Raw genomic sequence first — 23,364 nt, forward strand, 5'->3', positions numbered from 1 at the left:
AAAAGATCCGGGGCGCCATAAGACGCAGACCCGGTCATGTTCGCTTCATACAGTCGAGACTATTCTGTCCGGCCGCAGCAATTTTTATATTTTTTTCCACTGCCGCAATGGCAAGGCGCGTTGCGTCCGATATCCACAACTTTTCGCACCGGCGCTTTTTTCGCTTGTTTGGCCTCATCGCCGTCCTGCGGCTGATGAGCCGTCGTTTGGCCCTGAACAACTTCTTCGCGTTCCAGATTGCTTTCAATCTCGGCCTTCATGACGAATTTCGCAACTTCGTCCTCAATGGACTCAATCATGTGCTCAAACATTGCGAAGCCTTCCATTTGATATTCACGCAGCGGATTTGTCTGCGCATAAGCGCGGAGGTGAATCCCTTGACGCAGCTGATCCATCGCATCAATATGATCCATCCATTTTGAATCAACGGCACGCAATACGATGACTTTTTCAAATTCACGCATCTGCTCTGTGCCGAAATTCTCTTCTTTTTCATTATATTTTGTCATGATGCGGTCCATGATCATCTCATGCATTTCGTCCGGTTCTTTTCCGAAGATATCGCTCTTTTCAAGCGCGCCTTCATCAAGATACGTTGTATTCACCAGCTCCACGAGGCCGTCAAGATTCCATTCTTCCGGAAGCTCCTCTTTCGGCGTATAAGCCGCAATCGCACGCTCCAGAGAAGACTTGATCATGCCTTCCACAATGTCACGCAGGTTTTCAGAGTCAATGACTTCAAAACGCTGCTTGTAAATGACTTCGCGCTGCTGACGGAGCACGTCGTCATATTGAAGAAGCTGTTTACGTGAATCAAAGTTGTTTCCTTCGACACGTTTTTGAGATGATTCCACGGCGCGTGACACCATTTTGCTCTGAATCGGCGTGGAGTCATCCATACCGAACCGGTCAAGCATCGCCATCGTCCGTTCAGCTCCGAAACGGCGCATCAATTCATCTTCCATTGAAAGATAAAATTGTGTGATGCCCGGGTCTCCCTGACGTCCTGAACGTCCGCGGAGCTGATTGTCAATCCGGCGGGATTCGTGGCGTTCCGTACCGACGACTGCAAGGCCGCCAAGCTCTTTTACGCCTTCGCCGAGTTTAATGTCGGTTCCGCGTCCCGCCATGTTGGTCGCAATCGTGACAGCGCCTTTTCGTCCCGCTTCTTCAATAATCTGAGCTTCACGCTCATGGTTTTTGGCATTCAGCACCTGATGCGGAATCCCTTTGTTTTTCAGAAGTTTAGAAATCAATTCAGACGTTTCAACGGCAACCGTACCGACAAGAACCGGCTGTCCGGTCATGTAGCGCTGGGCGACATCCTCCGCCACCGCCTTGAATTTCCCTTCCATTGAGCGGTAGATCAAGTCCGGACGGTCGTCACGGATGACCGGCTGGTTGGTCGGGATGGATACAACCTGCATGTTATAAATATTGCGGAATTCTTCCTCTTCCGTTTTTGCGGTACCGGTCATACCGGCCAGCTTTTCGTACATACGGAAATAGTTTTGGAACGTAATCGTCGCCAATGTCATGCTTTCATTTTGAATCTCCAGGCCTTCTTTCGCCTCAATTGCCTGGTGAAGACCTTCGCTGTAGCGGCGTCCTTTCATCAGACGGCCGGTGAAGGAATCAACGATGACGACCTGGCCGTCCTCAACAACATAATCCACGTCTTTCTGCATCGCCGCATGGGCTTTTAAAGCCTGGTTGATATGGTGGTTCAAGGCCACGTTTTTGACATCAAACAGGTTGTCGATGCCGAACGTTTTTTCAGCCTTCGTCATTCCTTCTTCCGTCAGCTGAACGCCCTTCGTTTTGACGTCATACGTATAATCCTGATCTTTCTTGAGTGTGCGGACAAACGCATTTGCCTGCACGTACAGTTTTGTGGACTTCTGAGCTTGTCCGGAAATAATCAATGGCGTTCTCGCTTCATCGACTAAAATTGAATCGACTTCATCAATAACGGCAAAATGAAGCGGGCGCTGCACCATTTGTTCTTTATAGAGCACCATGTTGTCACGCAAATAATCAAAGCCGAGTTCATTGTTCGTTGAATACGTGATATCGGCTGCGTAAGCTTCGCGCTTTTCGTCTTTTGACATCGAATTCAGGTTCAGGCCGACTGTAAGCCCGAGAAACGCAAAAATCTCTCCCATTTGCTGGGCATCACGGCTCGCCAGATATTCGTTGACCGTTACGACGTGAACGCCTTTTCCCGTCAACGCATTTAAATACACGGGAAGCGTGGACGTCAGCGTTTTCCCTTCCCCTGTTTTCATTTCGGAAATGTTCCCCTCATGAAGGGCGATGCCCCCCATCAGCTGCACTTTAAACGGGAACATGCCGGTTACGCGGCGGGAAGCTTCACGAACGACGGCAAACGCTTCGACAAGAAGGTCATCCGTCGTTTCTCCTTTTTCAAGCCGCTCTTTAAATTCTGCCGTTTTATGTTTAAGCGCCTCGTCAGAGAGATTTTCATAATCTCCTCTTACGGCATCAATGTCATTTGCTATTTTTTCGTATTTGTTCAGCGCACGTTTGGTCGGATCAAACATTTTATTTAAAATCCCAAGCATCTATAACGCTCCTCTATGTTCACATGCAGATTTTGCATGGAATAAATGATAATTTTCTGTCCATGTATACCTCTCATTATCATAACATACCTTTTGCTATTTCCAAAGAATTTGCAGGTAAAGATAGAGAAAAACCTTCCGCGCGTTCACGGAAGGCTGGATGGGTTTATTCAGTCGGTTCAATTAATCCGTATTTGCCGTCATTTCTGCGGTAAACGACGTTTGTGAGATTCGTCTCCGCGTTGGTGAATACGAAGAAATTATGTCCGAGCATATTCATTTGGAGAATCGCTTCTTCATTATCCATCGGTTTTAAATTAAAACGCTTTTGACGGACAATTTCCGGGCTGTCATCTTCAATTTCGTCCTGAACCGCTACGCCCGTATCAGCAGCGCTGCCGTTCTCGAAATAATGTTTCGGAAGACCCTGCTCGCGGAATTTTCGGTTGACTTTTGTTTTGTGCTTTCGGATTTGACGTTCCAGCTTGTTTGTTGCGAGATCAATTGCATTGTACATATCCTCGTTATGCACTTCAGAACGAAGCGCCAGATCAGTCATCGGAATGGTGACTTCAACTTTGGATTCCTTATCATTATAGAATTTTAAGTTGACGTTCACATCGGCATTGACGCTCTGCTCGAAATATCGCTCCAGCTTGCCGATTTTTCTCTCCACATGATCCTTTAACGCAGGTGTAACCTCAATGTTTTCTCCTCTGATATTGTAGTTCATCAAAGAACGCCTCCCTTTATCTAAGGATATGTAACTATTTCTCTTTTACCCCTTCTGATCCCTGCTGAAACGTTAAAATAATGTGTAAATTCGGTGAACGATGACAAATGGTGTCGGTTTTATCCGGCAGCTTCCGCCAGGATTATAAGTATATGCGGAGGACGCAGGCAAAAGACCTGCCGCTTGCAGCAGGTCTAGTGAAGAACATACGGTTTGATGCAGTCGTGCGTCTGCTCCATCCACAGCTTATAATGCGGCAGAAAGATGGTTTTTAAAAACTCCTGAAAAGGGGCGGACGGGAAATCATAATCATTTAACATGCTGAAATCCTGAAAGATCTCGTCAAATGAGCGGATCGCCGTCTCCACGCATCGGCACTCAATGATAGACAGCAGAAGCGCATGAGAGGAATCGAGATGAAAAAAAGCCTGAATCAAATCGTTGTAAATCCGCTCGCCCTCCGTCTTAAAAAAATCATCCTGCGTGTCCAACAGGTAGCAAAGCCCCTCATCAATCGTAAAAAGAAGCTGGTAGTAGGCTGACACCAAATGGTAATCGTTCAAACTTCTCAAAACACTCACCTATTTGCGTTTGTCGTAAAAACGGCCGTCACTTGTCGTTTGATGATACGGATTGAAATACGTATTATGGTAGATTCGTTTTTTCTTAAGCGTTTTTATTTCATTTCGGATACCATCCTGAATCCGTTTCACTTCGCCGGTAATCAGACGGTCCATCGCGGCCACCTGCTGAAGCAGCGTTTTTTCTTCTTCGGAAAAAGGCGGCTTTATGCCCGCAAGCATCTCCTCCCTTTTCTCCGTAAATGCCGTAACGCTGCTGATAAGACCGTCGCTTTCCGGGGCGTCCTTCAGTGCGGCGTACATGTTCTTCGTTTCGTTATACAAAGAAAAGACATTGCTGTTCATCAGGCAAGGCCGCCCGCGCCGTGGCTGTTTTTCCGTTCACTCTGCATGGCCTGCTTCCACGTGTCGCGAAATTCAGTAACGAGTTTTTCCGCTTCATCTAAAAATTCTCCGTTATTCTGCACGTTCGCGTCGATCAGCCGGCGGCGGATGTAATCATAAATGGATGACATCTGTTCAGAAATCTCAATCTCCCGGTTTAACGTGATGCTGAGCTCTTGAATGATGTTTTGCGCCTTTACGATATTTTCATTTTTGGCTTCAAGGTTGTTTTGCTTCATCGCCTGCCTGGCCAGCTTAATGAATCGCAGGCAGCCGTTATAAAGCATAAGGGTCAGCTCTTCCGGAGCGGCTGTAAAGACGGATGTCTGCTGATAAGCAGCAAAAGGATTATTTATTGCCATTTTTATAAACCCTCCAAGGTTATGATGTTGAAGATCCTAACATTGACGTGAGATATGAAGATTGGCTGTTCAATTTCTCCAATGCCGTATCCAGTGCGCTGAACTTTTTATAATATCTCGATTCGATGTCATCCAGCTTCGTTTTCATATTGGAAATATTTGTTTCTATTTCATTCAAACTTTTTCCGATGGCAAAGCTGGATGATACCGAGCTTTCTGTACCCGCCTGTTTTGAAATTTGAGTCTGCATTTTGTTTAATGTGTCTTTTAATCTCCGGGCAATCCCCTGCTCCTCCGGGTTTTTGATAGTCTTACCGGTTGAGCTGTCTGTAATCGTACTTGTACTGTCTGCATTAAACAGCTTAGCCACGAGAGAGGGGTTCTCGGTAATTTTCTGTTTCAGTTTCGCTTCGTCTTTAATGACAAGCTTTCCAAACTTTCCTTGATCCTCATAACTAGACGTCTCTATACCGAAATCGGCAAGCTGATATTTTTTTCCGTCAATCGTAACCGTTGAGTACAGATCAAGCCGCATTTCAGCCAAACCGTTCTGCAGCGTGCTGTCGCTCCGTAATAACCCGCTTTTGGCCTTTGCCTCCCACTGCTCAATCTGCTTATCGGTCATCGCTTCTCTTTGTTCATCGGTTAGCGGCTTATAATCGCGGTATTTTGATTCTGTTACCTTCTCGTTTGCACTTTTAATTAACGTATTGTATTTATCAACGAAATCTTTAATGTTGTCAAAAATGCCGTCCGTATCAGTCGTGCTGTTAATCGTAACCGTTTTATTGCTGTCCGTCACGCTGTTCAGCGTGTATTTGATGCCGTTGATCGTAAAGTTATTTGACGTTTTTGTCATTTCAAGCCCGTTGAACGTAAACTTCGCGTTTTTCCCTTCGGCATTGGCCGTCAGTTCATTTGTTGCATCATCAACGGCAAAACCGAGCTGATCTTTCAGAAAGCTTTTGGTTGCGTCATCACCTGCGGCAAGGGTAAATCCTTCCCCCGTTTTATTGGAAGTGAACGCAATCGTGTCCACATAATCCGTGCCGTTGGAAATTTTCTCTTTTAAAGCCGTCACTCCGAGACCCGAGCTGTTCAGTTTGGAAATGACATCGTCAATCGTATCGGTTGCGGCGATCGTGACGTTTACCTCAGTCGGCTTCGTTTCACCCGGATTTGTGACATTGAATTTCAATGTTTGGCTCTGACCTGAAGTGAAATTGATGGCCCCTGATGATTTATATGTCGTCGAAGTGGCCAGCTGCTGTACAGACATACTCGTTGAAATATTCTGCTCAGCACTGACGGCCACCGCGCTGACACTGGAATCCGAACTTGTTACTGTTTTTTTATTCCAGTTTGTGGACATCAGCATATTATTAAATGTCGTAGAATACATGTCGGCAATCTGGGTATTCACTTCCCGATAAGCATCGCGCTTCCATTCAAGCGTCTGCTTTTGCTGGTTTAATTTATTAAGCGGCTGCTTTTCGGCATCCATCATTTTTTTCACCAGAGAATCTACATCAAGACCGGAATTAAGGCCTGTGATTCTTGTGACCATATGTACCCTCTCCTTTTCGGCGTTTAGTCGTAGACGGCTCTATGACAACAGTGAGTTTCCGACTGTTTATCATATCACAGCTCCATAAATGTATGATCTTATTCTTATATCGGTCATATTAAAAGGTTTTCAATAATTTAACTGCAAAATATAATGTTTCATTTTGTCAATAGGGTTCTTTGGCTTGCTGAAGGGGGAGATAGCTGAAGAAATAAAAAAAAGACCCTGGAGAACCAGGATCTTTCCGTCATTAACCTTTCAGCAATTGAAGAACTTGCTGAGGCTGTTGGTTAGCTTGCGCAAGCATAGCTTGAGAAGCCTGAGTAAGGATGTTGTTTTTCGTGTACTCCATCATCTCAGAAGCCATGTCTACGTCACGGATACGTGATTCAGCAGAAGTCAGGTTCTCAGAAGAAGTACCAAGGTTGTTGATTGTGTGCTCTAAACGGTTTTGAACCGCACCAAGTTTAGCGCGCTCGCTTGAAACTGTGTCGATAGCTGTTTTGATTGTTGTAAGAGCAGTAGATGCTGCATCTGCGGAAGTAGAGATATCAATTCCTGCAGTAGCAGTCCCAACAGCAAGACTTTCAGAATCCATTTTATTAATTGAAAGTTTCATAGTTTGACCTTCATTGGCACCGATTTGGAAAGTCAGGTCAGTTGCTGTACCATCAAGTAATTTCTTTGTGTTGAATTCTGTGTCTGTAGAAATTCTAGTTACTTCAGAAGAAAGCTGATCCATTTCTTTTTGTAACTCAGCACGGTCAGAAGTAGTGTTCGTGTCGTTAGCCGCTTGTGTAGCAAGCTCGCTCATACGCTGAAGAATGCTGTGAGTTTCGTTTAATGCACCCTCAGCCGTTTGGATAAGAGAGATTCCGTCTTGAGCGTTTTTAGAAGCCATGTCTAAACCGCGGATTTGGGAACGCATTTTTTCAGAGATCGCAAGACCCGCAGCGTCATCACCAGCGCGGTTGATGCGAAGACCTGAAGATAATTTTTCCATGTTTTTTGCAGCAGAGTTTGAACCTGCATTCAGCTGACGGCTAGTGTTAAGAGCCGCGATATTGTGGTTGATTCTCATTTTGTATTTCCTCCCTGAATTGTTTTTCGCACGTCCTTGTGCATTTGCGCAGCGTCATTCTGAAGAAAATTTTTCCTCTCATTGGCTACACTATATATATCGGATGGCCGTTTCTATTGTTTATATTGAAAATAAAAAAATCCTCACTTTTTTTGTGAGGATAAGTTAAGTAATAAATCAGTATTAAAAGATACAGCTCTGTTGTTCTCTTCCAGGATCGACAAGTAGATTTCTTTCCTGTGAATATCTACGTGCTGAGGCGCTTCAATTCCCAGCTTCACTTGTTCTCCTTCGATGGCGATCACCTTTATTTCAATATCCGGCCCGATCTGAATGGACTCATTCACTTTTCTTGAGAGAACTAGCATGATCCTCCTCCTATCAGATGTTTTGTTTCATAGGAAGCATCATGTAAAATGATTTGTTTCGCCTTCATTTCCTTTTTATTGACGATAATCGGCGCTTTTAAATTGGCGGTCGTGTTTTCAAAAGGCTCTTCCAGCGTTAAAATCGCCATCACTTCGACGTCCTCTATATCTTCAATATGCAAAAGTTCAAGCGTCGCATGGTCAATGTCAAATTCGTACCCTTTAAAGAAAATAAACGGACTGGCGACAATAAAGGCGATGTGCTCCTGTTTGACAGACTGCAGCGCCAAAAACGGTGAATCTTCCGACAAAGGAAGAACAACAAATTGAGTCTCGTCATTAAATCCCGGCAGGCCGTTTTCAAATGAGATAATCTGCCCTTCGTCTATTCTGATTTCTCCGTGATATTTTGTTTTAATTATCATGCTTCACAATCCTTTACCACTTTCATCTTTTATTCTGCGTTGCCATCGTCAACCGAAATCGTCACCTTAGGGTCTTGCATCATATCAATCTGAACTTTCCCCGGCGTATAATTCCATACAGGTTTATTGACGGCTGCTTCAATTGAAGGTTTGCGGGCTTCAATATCAATCGTAAGCTTTGAAGGAATGCAGTCAATGTCGACGAGAAACTGCGCAGGCAGAAAGTCGCTGAATTCGCCGAATGGATCGGGCGGTCTGACATCTGCTGCCTGCCGGGCCATCACATTGCCCGTTTTCTTTTCGATAGCCGCCATTTCCTTCCCTTCCCTGACTGTTTTTGCGATAAACTCGCTGCAGGCTTCCGCACCTTTCTGGGCGGCTTCAGCGTTCAGCTTTTCAAATGATTTGAGATTCAAGTTCTCCCACGCCCTCGTCTGGTCAATCGTCAGTTTGGCCGGCGTGCTTTCAATGTTCAGCTCTGCCGGCGGCTGCTCGATTTCCAGGTCAGCGGGCAGCTGTTCCATCTCGATTTCTTCCTTTTGAAAGGTTATACCGATTTTAGCAGGCACACTGTCAATAATCAATCTCGGCATCTGCACAGAGACCCCTCCTATTTATAATATTTTAGTAAAAAAAGCGATCTCCCTGGTGTGAGTCGCTTTTTTATATACTGAAGACGGTCAGTTATATTATTTCAGAAAGTCAATCAGTGACGGCTGAATGATATTCGCATTCACTGACAGCGCTGCTCTATGAACCGTCTGTTGAGATAAATAATCAACAATTACATCTTCCATTTCTACATCTTCATTATCGGACAATACTTTTTCAGCGGTTGCCGCTTGTGATTCCAATCTTGTCTGAATGAGTTCCAACCGGTTTGTGCGTGCGCCGATATTGGATTTTTCAGCATTCATTTTATCAGTAAAACCGTCAATATCTGACAGAATTTGATCTGAATCTGCTTCGGACAGCGTGCCTTTGCTTAAAGAGGCTTCTAAGGAGTTAAGAAATTCAAAAACATTATCTCCATTTTGTGCGACGCCTCCGAAAGCTGAGTTTGGATCAGAATTCACTTTCAACACTGCTCCGTTCGAGATGTTGATGTTAACATCCGAAGCACCTGTATAATTCTCATAGTTGTACGTATATGTGCCGTCGGCATTTTCAGTGATCGGCGGGACGTCTGAATTTGTTCCGTTAAACAGATAACGTCCGTTTACCTGAGTATTCGCGACAGAAACGAGCTGCTTTTTCAGCTGGCCGATTTCTGTACCGATTGCTTTCAATTCTGTTTCACCGTTCGAATCACTTTTCGCCTGAACCATCAAGTCCCGGATTTTCCCCATAATATCCGTTTCCGAGTTTACGCTTGATTCCGAGTTTTCCAGCCATGTAAAGCCTTGCGAAACATTCCGCTGATACTGGTTTACCTGCGCAAGCTGAGTACGGTACTGCATTCCCTTCATTGCAACGACCGGATCATCAGAAGCTTTCGTGATTTTTTTCCCCGTAGACACTTGCTGCTGAAGCCGATCGAGCTTGTCATAACTTGAGCCGATAAATCGAAGAGAATTTTTTGCGATCATCCCTTGAGTTACTCTCATTTACTTATCTCCTATCTTCCTCCGGTGCCCATACCGTTAATAATTTTATCGAATATTTCATCCTGCATCGTTATAATCCGCGCAGCCGCATTATAAGCGTGCTGAAACTGAATCATATTTGTCATTTCTTCATCTAAAGACACTGCACTGACTGATTGTCTCCGTTCATCGGCTGAAAGAGTGTTGCTTTCAGAGTTGTTCATAAGATTGGCCGCTTTTTGTGAATTAACGCCCAGCTTTCCGATAAGGGATTCATAAAAGTCATTAATTGTAGTGGTTTCACCGTTAATAGTCAGCTTGCTGTTCTGTACGGCTGCAAGATTTGTCGCGTTTGTGCCGTCACTTTTTTCTCCGTTTAACGACGCTGCGATATTATCAGTAGACGCAAGGATTTTGTCACTGACTTTTATTTTCGCTGCCGCACCTTTTGCCGGCACCGCTTCACCACCGCTGAAATCAAAAAATGCTGCACCCTGTTCGCCTGTATAGGTCTTCCCTTTTTCATGAACTGCATTAAACGCGTCAGCAAAGGACAGCGCCATATTGTCAAGAGCCGTCAGCATTTCAGGATAAAGACCTTTTTCTTCTCCGTTTGACATATAGCCGTATGATTCAATAAGACCTAAAAGTGAGCCTTTTCCGGTAAATGCATCCGCATTGACCGTACTGCTGCCGACTGACACACTCGACACGAGGCCGCTGTCCTTGTCGTAATTGATTTTCATTTCTGAAACTGTTTTTGTGTTACCGTCGAGCAGCGTACCGAGAGAATTGTTGTTTCCGTTCAGCAATTCGACGTTAACCGTACCCTCAGCAGTCGCCAAGGCATGTCCGCCCGACTTATTATATGAAACTTTAATATTTGCCATAGAAGATAATTGATCAATCAATCTGTCTCTTTGGTCATACAAATCATTAGGGAGCATACCGCTCGGCTCAACTGCCGCTATTTGATTGTTAAGGTCATTCAGCTGATTGAGAATGGAATTGACCTGATCCGCTGTGTTATCCAGGTTCTTTTTAATATCACCCTGAATGTTAGTCAAAGAGGTAGATATATAGTTAAAACTTTCGGCAAGAGATTTCCCCTGCTCTTGCAAAACTGAGCGCGCTCCCGTATTTTCCGGATTCGTCGCCAGATCCTGAAGGGCATTCCAAAACGAACTGAGCGATCCGTTTAATCCATTATCGTCAAGCTCTTTCATGACGCCTTCCATTTGCGACAGTGAATTGGAACGGGCTGTATAGTACCCTAATTTTGTATTTTCAGTTCTGTACTGATAGTCTAAAAAACTGTCTCTGACGCGCTCAACTGAACCGGCCTTAACCCCTGTTCCGATTTGGCCGGCCGTCAGATCACTGTTTTTTGATACTGCGGGATAAGGGCTCGTCGATTGTAATGTGACGCGCTGCCTCGTATATCCTTCTGTATTTGCATTTGCAACGTTATTTGAAACTGTGCTCAATGCAGTCTGCTGCGCACTCAATGCACGCCTTGCTGTTTCGAGCCCCATAAAAGTCGATGGCATTAAAAATCCTCCGTTCTAAGCTTTTGAATCGAATAATGTCAAACGGCTGACAGGCTTGCGCGCCGCTTGCGGCTCTTTATAATTCATATTCTCTTTTTCACCCGGCATGATCATATCGAATGCTCCGGAGATGAATTGTAAAGCCTGAATCGTGAGCTGTTTGTTCATCTCATTCACTTCTTTCAGACGGCCAAGAAGCGCAGACAAAGAGTGAAATAACCCTTCAAGCTCCTGTTTTTCACTGCCTGAAGTTCTGGAGATGCATGCAGCAATTGTATTGTCCTCACCGCGGCTGAGAAACTGAGAAGTTAACCTGATTCGTTCTTCCTCAGTCTGCCCGATTGCCTGAATATACTTTTGCTCTTTGGTCAATATGTTGGAGAGCTCTTTTGTTTTACCTGCTTTCAGCGCTTCCGTTTTCTCCTCAGACAGCGTGAGCAGATGTTCATGCAGTGCGCAAAGTCGCTTCAGTTGATCAATAATTGGCTTTGCTGACATTGGCTTTCTCCTTTTTATTGCTTTTTATAGAAATTTACTATGTTTTCAGCGATGCTGTTTGAATCTATTTTATATGTTCCGCTCTCTATATCCGCTTTAAGCTGAGCGATTTTTTCCTGTCGTGTTTTAGTGACCGCATCTGACGCATTTTGAAGCTCTTTTGCATGAGAAGAAATTTCCACTTTGTCCTTCGGCTTTGCAGCCTCTTTTTGTACGGCTTGCTTTTCGTAATTTTTTTGGTATGGATTAACGGATTGTGTTCCGTACTGATTGATTTTCATAGGATTCCTCTCGCTTTCTGTTCGCAGTCTAATTCTTTTATCGACTGCGTTATCAGTTAGTTTAGGGAATCAGGTGTTTTTGGTATTATAGGCATAGTATGTGTCTTTTGTACTGTTTTTCTCTTCGAATTCAGCGGCTGTTTTTTGGTTCATATGGTCTAATTGCGACTCAATATCTGTCTGACAGGACTTGCAAAATTTCCCCGTCCTGATTGGATTTCCGCACCTTTCGCAAGGATATGCCAAATTCGGAAGCTGGCTGATCTGAATCCTTTTTTGTTTGATAAACTTGAGGATCAGCTCTTCATCCACACCTGTTTCCTCAGTGATCTGCTGCATCGTCGACTGTCTGTTGATCTGCTTTCTCAAAAATTTATAGACGGTTTCAAATGCTTTTTCTTCTTCTTTAATACATGCCTGGCACACGGTCTGCAGGTTCGTTTTAAAAAATAAAGCATTGCATTTTGGACAATTCGCCAATTCACCCATCGTATTAACTCCTATTCCTTCTTTAATCTGCCTTATATTTCTATCAATTATATCGGCAGAAAAAAAGAATGATTTAGCTCCTGATTAAAGTAAAAGAGGAGACCGATGACGCTTTGCCCGCTGTCAGCAGGACTTCGGCGGCTTGGTGAAGTGTGGCGCCCGTCGTATAAATATCATCTATTAAAATGACGTTCATACCTTCGGCGGAGTTTTCGGCTGCTGAAAACTTTTTTTCTGCAGACAGCCTGTCTGTTTTGCTCTTTTTGGATTGTTTTTCGTTGTTCAGTCGGATGAGGGGGGAAATGACGGGCATTCCGAGCAGAGAGGCCAGCAGCTCGGATTGATTGAATCCGCGTTCCGCCAGCCGTTCGCCGCTCAGCGGAATAGGGATGAGAGTATGTGTATTTGATGGATATGCCGCTTTAAAGCCGGCAGCAAAGTCACGTTCAAATGCTTGAATGATTTTCGCATCACCCCTGAATTTAAAACGGGCCAATGAGTCCTTCATCGCATCATTATACAAATATACCGAACGGTTTCGCCGCAGCAAAAAGCGCTTTTCCGTTTTTGATTCCCGGGCCGCACAATCAGCGCATTTTTCATTTGACTCCTGAGGCCTCCCGCATATACTGCATACGGGGCCTTCAATTTTTTCGAATTGGCTGCTGCATATGCTGCATACCTCTTGCTCGGGCGCCAGAGAAAACAGAGATCTCCAAGTCAATGAACTTGAAATTGGTGAGTCACACAATAAACAATTCAGAGATATTACGCTCCTTCCCGAGTTTCACAGAACTCGCTTGGATTAACCGAAACAATCGCCGCTGATTCAGCCAGAATGACAAGCAGCGCCGTATTTTTCTGTTTATCAACTATCTCTGCTTTTGCATAAGCAACTTTCTTTTTATCTGTAACATATGCCGGCTCAGCCCGGTTTAATGAAAGTGCCAGTACATCATTTTTGCATACCCGGCATGTGCATTTCATATGAAGCTGAGACATATGGCGGTCGAGAAGTTCCTTTAATACGATTTCTTTTGAATTGACAAGCATGCTGACAGCTCCTCATAGGAAAGTATGAGTATACTGTATCACGTTTTCTGAAATTAACTAGTCCAACAATTTACTTTTTTGTGCCAATTTGTTCATATGTTCTATATGTTTTTTTGCTTTTTTCATTCCGTTTGTAATTCCGAAATGAAACATGACGACATCACCGCTGAAATGTTTATAATGCCTTCCCGTTCTGCCCGCGATCTGTACGAGCGCGCTCTCAGTAAAGATAGGTGCTTCTGCGCCGAGGACACATGTCTGAACTTTGGGCACGGTAACCCCTCTTTCTAAAATCGTAGTCGTTACCAGCAGGTCAAGCCGGCCGTCTCTGAACCGTTTCACTTTATCCTTTCTGAATGTGTCTTCCGCATGAACGCCTTCTGCCCTTACATTTAATTTCTGAAAATAATCCGTTGTCTTTTTCAATACATGTACAGACGGAACGAATAAGAAAACCGGCAGCTGTGATTGAAGTTTTTGGCGGACCCAATCGGTTACAGAGCGCGGCAGTTTTCCTTTCTGAAGCTTCTTCTTCCAATTGCCGCACCACAAAAAACGCGGCTCCGGGAGGGGTTTCCGATGATATCTGGCCGGTATGCGGACGCTTTTCAGTAAACCGGCTTCAGCCTTCTTTTTTAATGTGTCTGAAGGAGTTGCCGTTACATAAACAAGGGCGCTGTTTTTCTTCCTCGCTTTATCAACAGCGAATCTTAATGTCTCATCGGCTGAAAAAGGAAACGCATCTACTTCATCTATTATCATGACATCAAAAATGTCTCGGTAGCGCATCAGCTGGTGAGCGGTTGAAATCATTAACGGAGTCAGACGGCCTTTGTCCTCGCTGCCGCCGTACAAAGCAGAAACTTCGACTTTCTCAAATGCTTTTTTCAGTCTCGGCAGCAGTTCAAGTACGACATCTGTACGCGGAGTCGCGACACAGACGCGCAAACCGTGATTCAGCGCAAACTCGATACCCGGAAACAGCATCTCTGTTTTCCCCGATCCGCAAACCGCCCATACTAACAGCTCTTGTCTCTCTTTTATCGCATCTGTAAGCGCGGCGGCCGCCCGCTTCTGTCCGTCTGTCAGTGTTCCTTCCCAAGAAAGCTTTACAGGCTCCCAGCTGTTTTCATGGGCTTGATTCCAAGAATATAATGATGTCAGTTCATCAGCCCTTCCCATCATGACACAGGCACGGCAATAGGTAATCTGCCTTTTGGCAGAGGGCGCCCAAAATGCCGCAAAGCTGGCTTGATCAGACTGACCGCATCGTTGGCAGACGTAACGGTTTTTCCGGCGGATGATTGACGGCTCGTCCGTTATATATTCTTTTTCTGTAAAACGCTTGATGCGCTGATCTGAAAACGGTATCTCAGATCTCAATAAATGCCGGCCGTAAAAGAAATCCCGCACCTCTGAAAATTCTGAAGCACCTTCGGACATCTCCCTGCCTCCTTTCTGCTCAAAGTATGCCTTGTCGGGAACCCACTTGTCGAATTGCGAAAATTAAAAAATAAAAAAATCTCCGCCCTTGAAAACGGAGATTTTCACTTAGTTTTTAAAGCACCAGCCGATTCCGATGGCGCCTTCGCCCAAATGGGTTCCGATCACGGCACCGAAATAGCTGTTATAGAATTCGACATGAGGATATTTACCGCTTAACTCCTGTATAATATCCGCCGCTTCTTCTTCCCTGTTTGCATGGATGACAGCGGCCCGCATCGGGATTCCTTTACTTGCATCCTCCCCAAACAGCTCAAAAATTCTCGAAATCGCTTTTTTGCGTGTCCGAATCTTCTCAAAAGGAACAATTACCTTATTGTCAAAATGAAGAATAGGCTTTACCTTTAACAGACCGCCGATAAAAGCCTGAGCACTGCTTAGACGCCCGCCCCGCTGAAGGTGTGATAAATCGTCCACCATAAAATACGCACGGACTGTTTTTTTCATTTCTTCCAGCTCTTTTATAATCTCTTCCGGTGAGTCAACACCGTCTTTAATGAGCTGTGCTGCCTTTAATGCATAAAAACCTTGTGCCAAACAGCTGATCTCTGAATCAAAGGGATAAACTTTAATATGATCAACCATAGTGTTTGCCGAGGCGGCGCTGTTATATGTTCCGCTGATTCCGCTGGACAAATGTATGCTTATGACTGCATCATATGTTTTGCCCAGTTCTTCGTACAATGCGATTAATTCACCGAAAGAAGGCTGAGACGTAGTCGGCAGCTCATCATGATTTTTTACTTCTTTATAAAAACTTCTCCAGTCGAGTTCTGTTTCTTCGCGGAATGTTTTTTCACCGAAAACCACTTGGAGAGGAATCATATGAATATGATGTTCTTCTCTCATCTCTTTCGGAATATATGCTGTACTGTCTGTTACAACTGCAATCTTCATCACTTTACCTGCCTTATTAAGTACTTAATAAGTATTTTAATAGATATGCAGCTGTAAAAAAAGACTTGCCATAACAGGCAAGTCTTCTCACACATGACTAACGCATCTCTACCCAGCCGTTTTTAATGGCCACGACAACGGCTTGTGTCCGGTCATTAACGTTCATTTTCTGCAAAATATTACTCACGTGATTTTTCACTGTTTTCTCACTGATAAACAATGATTCACCGATTCCGCGGTTGCTTTTTCCGTCTGCAAGCATTTGCAGCACTTCACATTCCCGTCTCGTTAATATATGTAATGGTCTCCGGATTTCCGGGTAAACCTCATGCTGAGGATGAGCAGAAACTCCACTTGTCGCAAGACGGCGGAATTCGTTGACAAGATTGTGGGTTACTTTCGGGTGAAGGTAAGAACCGCCCTCGGCTACCACTTTCACTGCTTCGATTAAAGTATCTGCGTCCATCTCTTTCAGGAGATAGCCTCTTGCACCTGTTTTTAAAGCATGAGTCACATAGTTTTCATCATCATGGATGGAGAGGATAATCACCTTAGATTCAGGGTACAGCTCAACAAGCTGTTTAGTAGCCTCTACTCCATTTACATTCGGCATATTGATGTCCATTATGACAACATCGGGATGATAATGCTCGACGATTCGAGCCGCCTCATCTCCATCGTCACCTTCTGCTACCACTTCAAAGGTAGGTTCAAAATCCAATATTCTTTTTACACCCTCACGGAATAGTTGATGGTCGTCGATAATAACAATATTTACTTTAGTCACACGCTACGCCTCCTTATCCTATTGTTCTATATACGCCGCTGTTCGGTCAATATGTCTTTTGGCTCTATTTAACAAATTATAGGCCGAGAGATAACGGAACCTTAATCATGATAAATGTCCCAAGACCTATTTTAGAGTCTATCGTTATCGTTCCTTCAAGCAGATCTACTCTTTCTTTCATTCCCAGCAAGCCGAATGATTTGTTTTTCTTTTGTTTAGCATCCTTAATATCAAAGCCTTTTCCGTTGTCCTTAATGATGAGAACGACAAAATCAGCGGTTACTTCCACTTTTACTGTAATTTCCTCTGATTCTGAATGCTTGAGTGCATTTGTGACGGCTTCCTGAGCGAGACGGAAAAGCGCCACTTCAAATTGCGGGGCAAGCCTTTGGTTCTCTGTGTCTCCGATACACTGAAAATGTATTTTCACCTTTCCGTTGTATTCTTCAGTTGTATAAAGATATTTTCTCAGTGTCGGAATCAGCCCGAGATCGTCCAATGCCATCGGTCTTAAATCATATATAATCCTTCTGACTTCGTAAAGGGCATTCCGCACATTCTGCCGCAGATTTCTGATTTCCTGAAATCCGTCCTCCGTGCCGCGGTCGCGGAAGATCCGTTCAATTAATTCCGATCTCATCATGACATTTGCCAGCATTTGCGCGGGACCGTCATGAATTTCTCTGGAAACTCTTTTTCTTTCTTCCTCTTGGGCTTCAATGATTCTTAAACCGAAATCTTGTTTAGCCTGCGCATCGGCAAGAAGAAGCCCTACTTGGCGAAGGTCTTGATTCAGGTAATTCAGAACGACGGTTATTTGGCTGACCAAAGATTCTGACCGTTCAATGATTTCCTGAAGCCCCAAAAGCCGACGTTCTAAATCATCTCTGCGCTCCCGCAGCTGCTTTTCACGCTGTTGGATCATCGTCAGTTCCACTTGAAGTTTGTGCGCCTTTTCATAGGCGTTGCGAATTTCTTCTTCGCTGAACTTATGGAAATTTCTGCTTACTTCAGACAAGCGGTTTCGTGCGTGCCGCGTATGAACTTCAAGTTTGTCGCCCAGCTCAATGACTTCGTAGACCTGCTGTTTGATCTGTTTGAGTTCTTCAACCAGCTGCTCATATTGCTGGCGCGACTGCTCTCCGATTTGAAAAACCTCGTCCTTGCTCCCGTCCACGGTTTTCAGCATTTTCATAAGTATAGAATCCAAAACTTTGGAGTCCATCTTCGATTTATTCATCTGTCTCCCTCCGTAACGGTGTTGTTATGTATTTTTATTATAAATGTAATTGAACTGCAATTTATGTCGAATTATAATGAAAGAATGCGTATATTCTAGAAAAAAACATTTTTATATAGTATCTTACTCTTTCATGATACCAAAATATGCGCAAAAATTCTAAAGTCTGTTCGAATTTGTAGAAACAAGTCTTTTAATGCTTGTCAGGAGGGTCCAGCAATCATGCTGCACAGCTATTTAACAGTTAAAGAAACGGGTGAACATGAGATTGTGATTGAAAAATCGCGTTTTATCTGTCACCTGAGCCGTGCTGCTTCTGAAGAGGAAGCGCAGGAATTTATACAAAAGATAAAAAAACAGCACTGGAATGCGACTCATAACTGCTCAGCTTATCTGATCGGCGAAACCGACCATATACAAAAGGCGAATGATGACGGAGAACCAAGCGGCACAGCCGGCGTCCCCATGCTGGAAGTGCTGAAAAAACGCGGTCTGAAAGATACCTGCGCGGTGGTTACCCGGTATTTCGGCGGAATAAAGCTCGGTGCAGGCGGATTGATTCGTGCATATGGGAAGTCAGTGTCTGAAGGCTTAAATCATATAGGAGTTACGGAGCGGAAGCTGATGCGGATTATGCATACATCAGCGGATTATACGTGGCTCGGCAAGATAGAGAACGAACTGAGAGAATCAGTTTTTTTACTGAAAGATATCCATTATGCGGATCATGTCGAATTTGAAACGTACGTTGAAGAAAAAGACAAAGAAGCGTTTATCAAATGGATGACAGAGCTGACGAACGGCAAGAGTAAGAATACAGAGGGAGAACTGACGTATTTAGAAACAGACGTCAGCCCTAAAGGAGACTAATGTAATGGCTGAACGTGTAAGAGTGCGTGTTCGAAAGAAAAAGAAAAGCAAACGAAAGATCATATTCAAACGGATTTTGCTGCTGCTTACCCTCGTTTTGTTAGTCGCTGCCGGGTTTGGCGGATACAAAGTATACAAAACGATCAATGCGGCAGATAATGCATATGATGCCCTTTCCCGCGGAGACAAATCAAAACTTCGGGATAAAGTCATCGATATGAAGAAAAAACCGTTCTCCATTTTGTTTATGGGGATCGAAAATTATGCCACAAGCGGAAAAGGCGGACGATCAGACTCTCTTATTGTCGTTACCCTTGATCCGAGAAATAAAACAATGAAAATGCTGAGTATTCCGCGTGATACGCGGGTGACGCTTGCCGGCGATACAACCGGTAAAAAATCAAAAATCAATGCGGCTTTTGCTAAAGGCGGGGCGGATGAAACCGTCTCAACCGTCGAAGACTTATTAGGCATACCGATTGATAAGTATGTCACTGTCGATTTTAACGGCTTTAAGGATGTTATTGATGAAGTCGGCGGAGTCAATGTAAAAGTACCTTTTGACTTCGACGAGATGAGTGACGTCAGTAAAAAGAAACGGATCTACTTCAAGAAAGGAAACATGCATTTGAACGGTGAGCAGGCTCTGGCTTACGCACGCATGAGAAAGCAGGATAAACGCGGAGACTTCGGCCGTAATGACCGCCAAAAGCAAATCCTAAATGCACTGATCGACCAAATGTCTAAGGCTGGAAATATTGCTAAAATCGATAAAATCGCTGAAACAGCAAGCAATAATGTCCAAACGAATATTCGAATCACTGAAGGACTCGCCCTTCAGCAGATTTACAACGGCTTTACCAGCAAAAAGATTGATACACTGACCATAACAGGATCAGATTTATATTTAGGCGGCGGCGGAACCGCGTCTACGGGCGGAACGTATTATTTCCAGCCCGATCCGACCAATCTCGAAAAAGTACGGCAGGAATTGCAGAAACACCTGGATTACCCGTCCGGAAGCAGCACGGCGTCCGATCCTGCTTCTAACAGCACCGGAACGGACAGTACGACTGATTCGACTTCTGACAGCACAGGAACAGGCGGTACGGCTGATTCGACTTCCGGCAGCGCAGGAACAAGCGGTACCACTGATTCAACCAACGGTACTGCCGGTGCAAACGGTACGGACAGCACACAGTCCGGCGGCACAACAGGCTATTAAGAGTAAACCCGATCCTTTGAGCAGGATCGGGTTTTTTTATATAATAAGAGAATAGCAGAATCCACAAAAAAGCAGACCATTCGCATGATCTGCTCTTTTTAATTTTTCTTTACCAATCTCTTGTAAAACTTGGTAAATGGTTTAAATTGTTCATTTACTAACCCTGTGACCTCTGCTATGATTTGCATAAATACAATCAATACAAAAATAATAAACAGCGAAAGCCATATGGTCGCGCTTTTCAGCAGGATGGCACTGACGCTGAAAATAAAGCCGATTAAATAAATGATAATGACAGCCGTGCGGTGTGACAGCCCGAAGGCCATCAGCCGGTGGTGTATATGTGACTTATCAGGCGCTGAGATCGGCTGTTTGTTTAAAATCCGCCTGATGACGGCGAATGTCGTATCAAAAATCGGCACGCCCAAAATGATGATCGGAATGATGATACTGAATAAAGTAACACTTTTATAAAGACCTAATAATGAGAGTACTGAGATGACGTATCCGAGAAATAGCGATCCGGTATCTCCCATAAATATCTTTGCCGGGTGAAAATTATAAAATAAAAATCCGAGTGTGCTTCCTATCACGACAAGTGAAAGTGACAGAATAAGGATTTTCCCTCCGGACAACGCCATAACGGCGATAGTGGAGAGTCCGATGACCGACAGGCCGGCAGCGAGTCCGTCCAAACCGTCAATCAGGTTCATCGCGTTCGTAATACCGACGATCCATAACACAGTCAGCGGGTAAGCGACCCATCCCAATTCTAAACGTTCCGTTAAAAACGGTACGGAGAAAAAGTCCATTTTTAGTCCCGTGCTCACAATCATAATGGCCACGGCCAGCTGGACGAAAAACTTTACCTTTGCGCTTAATTGGTATTTATCATCGAGGATTCCTAAAATAACAATAATAAACGCACCCACTGTAATGGCGGTCATTTTTGTTTCATTATATATGCCGGCCGCGAGCACACCCGCCGCTACGCCGATAAAGATGGCCAGGCCGCCCATACGGGGCATTATTTTATCATGTACTTTTCGGTTGCTGGGCTGGTCAACTGCACCTATTTTGATCGCAATTTTTTTTACGATAGGAGTTAGGATTAAAACCGTTAGCAGAGAGACAAAAAACGCAACAACAATGCGAAACATGCGTTCGTCAAGCATAAAGAAGTCTCCTTTGGAATTATATGAAGTCTTTTCTGATATTGAACCGTTCCTTCCATTATAATTCTTACTAGTTATTATAACAAGCATCATCAAAAAGAAACACGCAAATGAAAAAATGCGCTTTCCCTTTTAATGGGATTGCGCATTTTTCAATATACCCGTGCATTCAAGCATTCGGCCGAATAAAACATTCCAATCCCGTCTCCGGGCCAATTCACGGCGCAAAGCCTCGTATGATCCGCTGCGTTCCGCTGCCAGAAGCGCGTCGCAGGCCGCAATGAAATCTGCGGGGTCACTGCCTTCAACGTATTCATAGACGAAAGGCCTTTTGATTTTTGACGTAGAAGAAAGGTTGCAGCCGACAACCGGTTTCCCGGCGGCTAAAAATTCAAAAAGCTTAAGCGGAAATACCGCGTCATTATAAGGTGAATTTTTATACGGCATGATGCCGATGTCGACAAGCTGCATATAGGACGGCACTTCATTCGGCGCGGCAGGCCCCGTCCAGATGACATTCGGACGCTCCAGAAGCGACTTGAAATCCGGATCGTCCTGAGCCGTGTTCGGGCCTACCAATAAAATCGTCCAGTCAGGCCTCACATCTGCCGTTTCCGCCATAAGCGCAAAATCGAGCTTCGGTTTGATTCCGCCGATAAAACCGAGAACCGTTCCGTTCCGTCCCCGTAAAATGTCTTCATCCGGCTGTTTATTTTCCCGTGAAAACAGGTCATATTCCACTCCGTTTTCAATGGTGAACACTTTCTGGTGCGGGTTCTCCAGCTTTTTTCCGACCTCCTGGTGCAGACAGTCAGATGTACACGTAATGGAATCGGCACGCTGAATGATTCTCATTTCCGCCTGTTTAATGATGTTTCTTCTAACATTTGACAGCACCCCGGATCGGCCGCTGATCGGAGCGGCCCACAGATCACTGCAATCGTAAATCACTTCATCCCAAGGAAACAGATCTGCCAGCAGCGGAAAACCGGGGAAGGTGTACCATAAGCAGCAGCGGGCCCCTTCTCCTTCTTCCTTCAGCATGTTCACCAATGGTGAAAGCTTATGCCTGTAGCACATGTCTGTATACCTGCCGAAGCGGAAAGCTTTTTGCCGCATGAGATCCTTTACAGTGAACTGCCGGATTCCCTCGGCGATCCCGGCCATCTGACCATCATTGGCTCGCGGAGACGGGCATACCCAAATGACGCTTTTCGTTTCTTTTTGCCGGGCGAGAAATTCAGCCAGCCGGTGCCGTCTGTATCTCAGCCGGTCATGCCCCCATTCCGCCGCTCCGACGATTACGTGAATAATCGGTTCCACCTTCATCACCCAGCTCCTCTGACGCCTACAGCCTTTTCAAGACTGCGTTTTTTGCATATTGCATAAAACACCACGAAGCCTTGATAAAATGCAGGCGCTCAATTTCTCTATAAACAAACCACGTTTTTTTTGCGGCTTTCCACTTGTTGCTTGAAATCGAATTCTGCACAAGCCTGTATTCTGAAAGGCACTCATTCAGGCCGTAAGCCGTAAATCCCCTTTTCAGCAGGGAAAGCCATGTCGCTAAATCCTGCCGCGTTCTGATATCAGGCATTTGAATCTGCCCCGTCTGCTCTCTGTCAATCATGACCGTTAAACATCCGATAATCGTGTTTTTTAAAGCTTCATCATATGACAGGCTTTCAGGGGCTTGAATCGTTTTGTCCGTCGGCGTTCCGTCCTGCTCCATGACGCTGTAGCCCGTAAATGAAAAAGCGCAGGACCGCTCTGCCATAAACGCAAGCTGTTTTTGAAGCTTTTCCTTTTTCCATCTGTCATCGCTGTCCAGAAATGCGACATAACGGCCCTTGGCATGTTTAAGGGCTGTATTTCTGGCAGCCGCGGCTCCCCCGTTTTTCTCTAAATAAACGACGCGGATCCGCTCATCCTTTTGTTCATATTGCCGTAAAATATCTCTCGTTCCGTCCGTTGAACAATCATCCGCGATAATCATTTCCCAATGCGGGTGGCTTTGATGTAAAACGGACTGAATCGTGTCTTCGATATATTCACTTGCATTATAAGACGGTGTAATGACAGATACGAAAGGTTTCCAGTTTGTCATGGTCACATCTCCATCGC

The 23,364-nt window shown here is 44.7% G+C and carries 26 protein-coding genes; 2 read left to right on the forward strand and 24 right to left on the reverse strand.

Annotation, left to right across the window (positions count from 1 at the left end):
- Positions 1-59: 59 nt before the first annotated feature.
- From secA to degS, 21 genes are all read right to left on the reverse strand, one after another.
- Positions 60-2,585, reverse strand: coding sequence for a preprotein translocase subunit SecA (gene secA, locus JNUCC22_RS16450; protein WP_216061919.1), 2,526 nt, complete (start codon positions 2,583-2,585; stop codon positions 60-62).
- A gap of 166 nt (positions 2,586-2,751) precedes the next feature.
- Positions 2,752-3,318: a ribosome hibernation-promoting factor, HPF/YfiA family gene (gene raiA / locus JNUCC22_RS16455; protein ID WP_003151413.1), complete on the reverse strand. Its 567-nt coding sequence runs from the start codon at positions 3,316-3,318 to the stop codon at positions 2,752-2,754.
- A gap of 194 nt (positions 3,319-3,512) precedes the next feature.
- A complete protein-coding gene (locus tag JNUCC22_RS16460) occupies positions 3,513-3,890 on the reverse strand; it encodes a DUF8042 domain-containing protein (protein ID WP_003151412.1) in 378 nt (125 codons plus the stop codon).
- A 9-nt stretch (positions 3,891-3,899) separates the two neighbouring features.
- Positions 3,900-4,244 (reverse strand): flagella biosynthesis regulatory protein FliT, encoded by a 345-nt coding sequence (gene fliT, locus JNUCC22_RS16465; RefSeq protein WP_007614086.1) that lies wholly within the window; start codon positions 4,242-4,244, stop codon positions 3,900-3,902.
- Positions 4,244-4,645: a flagellar export chaperone FliS gene (gene fliS / locus JNUCC22_RS16470; RefSeq protein ID WP_003151407.1), complete on the reverse strand. Its 402-nt coding sequence runs from the start codon at positions 4,643-4,645 to the stop codon at positions 4,244-4,246. The genes fliT and fliS overlap by 1 nt, the downstream gene beginning before the upstream one ends.
- Before the next feature lie 19 nt (positions 4,646-4,664).
- A complete protein-coding gene (locus JNUCC22_RS16475) occupies positions 4,665-6,212 on the reverse strand; it encodes a flagellar hook-associated protein 2 (protein ID WP_025285350.1) in 1,548 nt (515 codons plus the stop codon).
- Positions 6,213-6,462: 250 nt separating this feature from the next.
- Complete coding sequence (gene hag, locus JNUCC22_RS16480; RefSeq protein WP_007614094.1) at positions 6,463-7,293, reverse strand: flagellin Hag; 831 nt, start codon at positions 7,291-7,293, stop codon at positions 6,463-6,465.
- Between the two features lie 143 nt (positions 7,294-7,436).
- Positions 7,437-7,661, reverse strand: coding sequence for a carbon storage regulator CsrA (gene csrA, locus JNUCC22_RS16485; RefSeq protein WP_003151402.1), 225 nt, complete (start codon positions 7,659-7,661; stop codon positions 7,437-7,439).
- Positions 7,655-8,086: a flagellar assembly protein FliW gene (gene fliW / locus JNUCC22_RS16490; RefSeq protein ID WP_007407475.1), complete on the reverse strand. Its 432-nt coding sequence runs from the start codon at positions 8,084-8,086 to the stop codon at positions 7,655-7,657. The genes csrA and fliW overlap by 7 nt, the downstream gene beginning before the upstream one ends.
- A gap of 29 nt (positions 8,087-8,115) precedes the next feature.
- Entirely contained in the window at positions 8,116-8,685 is a 570-nt protein-coding gene (locus tag JNUCC22_RS16495; RefSeq protein ID WP_072589626.1) for a DUF6470 family protein, read from the reverse strand.
- A gap of 90 nt (positions 8,686-8,775) precedes the next feature.
- Entirely contained in the window at positions 8,776-9,693 is a 918-nt protein-coding gene (gene flgL, locus JNUCC22_RS16500; protein ID WP_007407477.1) for a flagellar hook-associated protein FlgL, read from the reverse strand.
- A gap of 11 nt (positions 9,694-9,704) precedes the next feature.
- A complete protein-coding gene (gene flgK / locus JNUCC22_RS16505) occupies positions 9,705-11,222 on the reverse strand; it encodes a flagellar hook-associated protein FlgK (RefSeq protein ID WP_007407478.1) in 1,518 nt (505 codons plus the stop codon).
- Positions 11,223-11,237: 15 nt separating this feature from the next.
- Positions 11,238-11,720, reverse strand: a complete 483-nt coding sequence (locus tag JNUCC22_RS16510; protein ID WP_167340892.1) for a flagellar protein FlgN — start codon at positions 11,718-11,720, stop codon at positions 11,238-11,240.
- 14 nt (positions 11,721-11,734) lie between these two features.
- Complete coding sequence (gene flgM, locus JNUCC22_RS16515; RefSeq protein WP_003151393.1) at positions 11,735-12,001, reverse strand: flagellar biosynthesis anti-sigma factor FlgM; 267 nt, start codon at positions 11,999-12,001, stop codon at positions 11,735-11,737.
- Between the two features lie 69 nt (positions 12,002-12,070).
- Positions 12,071-12,490, reverse strand: a complete 420-nt coding sequence (locus JNUCC22_RS16520) for a TIGR03826 family flagellar region protein (RefSeq protein WP_012118571.1) — start codon at positions 12,488-12,490, stop codon at positions 12,071-12,073.
- 73 nt (positions 12,491-12,563) lie between these two features.
- On the reverse strand, positions 12,564-13,253 hold the full coding sequence (locus JNUCC22_RS16525) for a phosphoribosyltransferase family protein (RefSeq protein WP_199022660.1): 690 nt from the start codon (positions 13,251-13,253) through the stop codon (positions 12,564-12,566).
- Between the two features lie 5 nt (positions 13,254-13,258).
- Entirely contained in the window at positions 13,259-13,543 is a 285-nt protein-coding gene (locus JNUCC22_RS16530) for a late competence protein ComFB (protein WP_007407481.1), read from the reverse strand.
- A gap of 57 nt (positions 13,544-13,600) precedes the next feature.
- Positions 13,601-14,986, reverse strand: a complete 1,386-nt coding sequence (locus JNUCC22_RS16535; RefSeq protein ID WP_043020592.1) for an ATP-dependent helicase ComFA — start codon at positions 14,984-14,986, stop codon at positions 13,601-13,603.
- Between the two features lie 108 nt (positions 14,987-15,094).
- A complete protein-coding gene (locus JNUCC22_RS16540) occupies positions 15,095-15,943 on the reverse strand; it encodes a DegV family protein (RefSeq protein WP_003151387.1) in 849 nt (282 codons plus the stop codon).
- Between the two features lie 97 nt (positions 15,944-16,040).
- Complete coding sequence (degU, locus tag JNUCC22_RS16545; protein ID WP_003219701.1) at positions 16,041-16,730, reverse strand: two-component system response regulator DegU; 690 nt, start codon at positions 16,728-16,730, stop codon at positions 16,041-16,043.
- Positions 16,731-16,806: 76 nt separating this feature from the next.
- Positions 16,807-17,970: a two-component sensor histidine kinase DegS gene (gene degS / locus JNUCC22_RS16550; RefSeq protein WP_007407484.1), complete on the reverse strand. Its 1,164-nt coding sequence runs from the start codon at positions 17,968-17,970 to the stop codon at positions 16,807-16,809.
- A 222-nt stretch (positions 17,971-18,192) separates the two neighbouring features.
- Between degS and JNUCC22_RS16555 the strand changes: the two genes are divergently transcribed.
- Together JNUCC22_RS16555 and JNUCC22_RS16560 are read left to right on the forward strand one after the other, a co-directional pair.
- Positions 18,193-18,840 carry a YigZ family protein gene (locus JNUCC22_RS16555; RefSeq protein WP_007407485.1) on the forward strand — a complete coding sequence of 216 codons (648 nt, stop codon included), beginning with the start codon at positions 18,193-18,195 and terminating at the stop codon, positions 18,838-18,840.
- Between the two features lie 4 nt (positions 18,841-18,844).
- Positions 18,845-20,065: an LCP family protein gene (locus tag JNUCC22_RS16560; protein WP_061581227.1), complete on the forward strand. Its 1,221-nt coding sequence runs from the start codon at positions 18,845-18,847 to the stop codon at positions 20,063-20,065.
- 98 nt (positions 20,066-20,163) lie between these two features.
- Here the strand turns inward: JNUCC22_RS16560 and JNUCC22_RS16565 are convergent, their stop codons facing one another.
- From JNUCC22_RS16565 to JNUCC22_RS16575, 3 genes are all read right to left on the reverse strand, one after another.
- A complete protein-coding gene (locus tag JNUCC22_RS16565; protein ID WP_003151382.1) occupies positions 20,164-21,240 on the reverse strand; it encodes a glycosyltransferase family 4 protein in 1,077 nt (358 codons plus the stop codon).
- A 132-nt stretch (positions 21,241-21,372) separates the two neighbouring features.
- Positions 21,373-22,569, reverse strand: a complete 1,197-nt coding sequence (locus JNUCC22_RS16570) for a teichuronic acid biosynthesis protein TuaH (RefSeq protein ID WP_072589628.1) — start codon at positions 22,567-22,569, stop codon at positions 21,373-21,375.
- A gap of 19 nt (positions 22,570-22,588) precedes the next feature.
- Positions 22,589-23,347, reverse strand: coding sequence for a teichuronic acid biosynthesis protein TuaG (locus JNUCC22_RS16575; RefSeq protein ID WP_012118576.1), 759 nt, complete (start codon positions 23,345-23,347; stop codon positions 22,589-22,591).
- Positions 23,348-23,364: the final 17 nt, after the last annotated feature.

Source organism: Bacillus sp. JNUCC-22, assembly GCF_018861275.1.
GTDB lineage: Bacteria > Bacillota > Bacilli > Bacillales > Bacillaceae > Bacillus > Bacillus velezensis.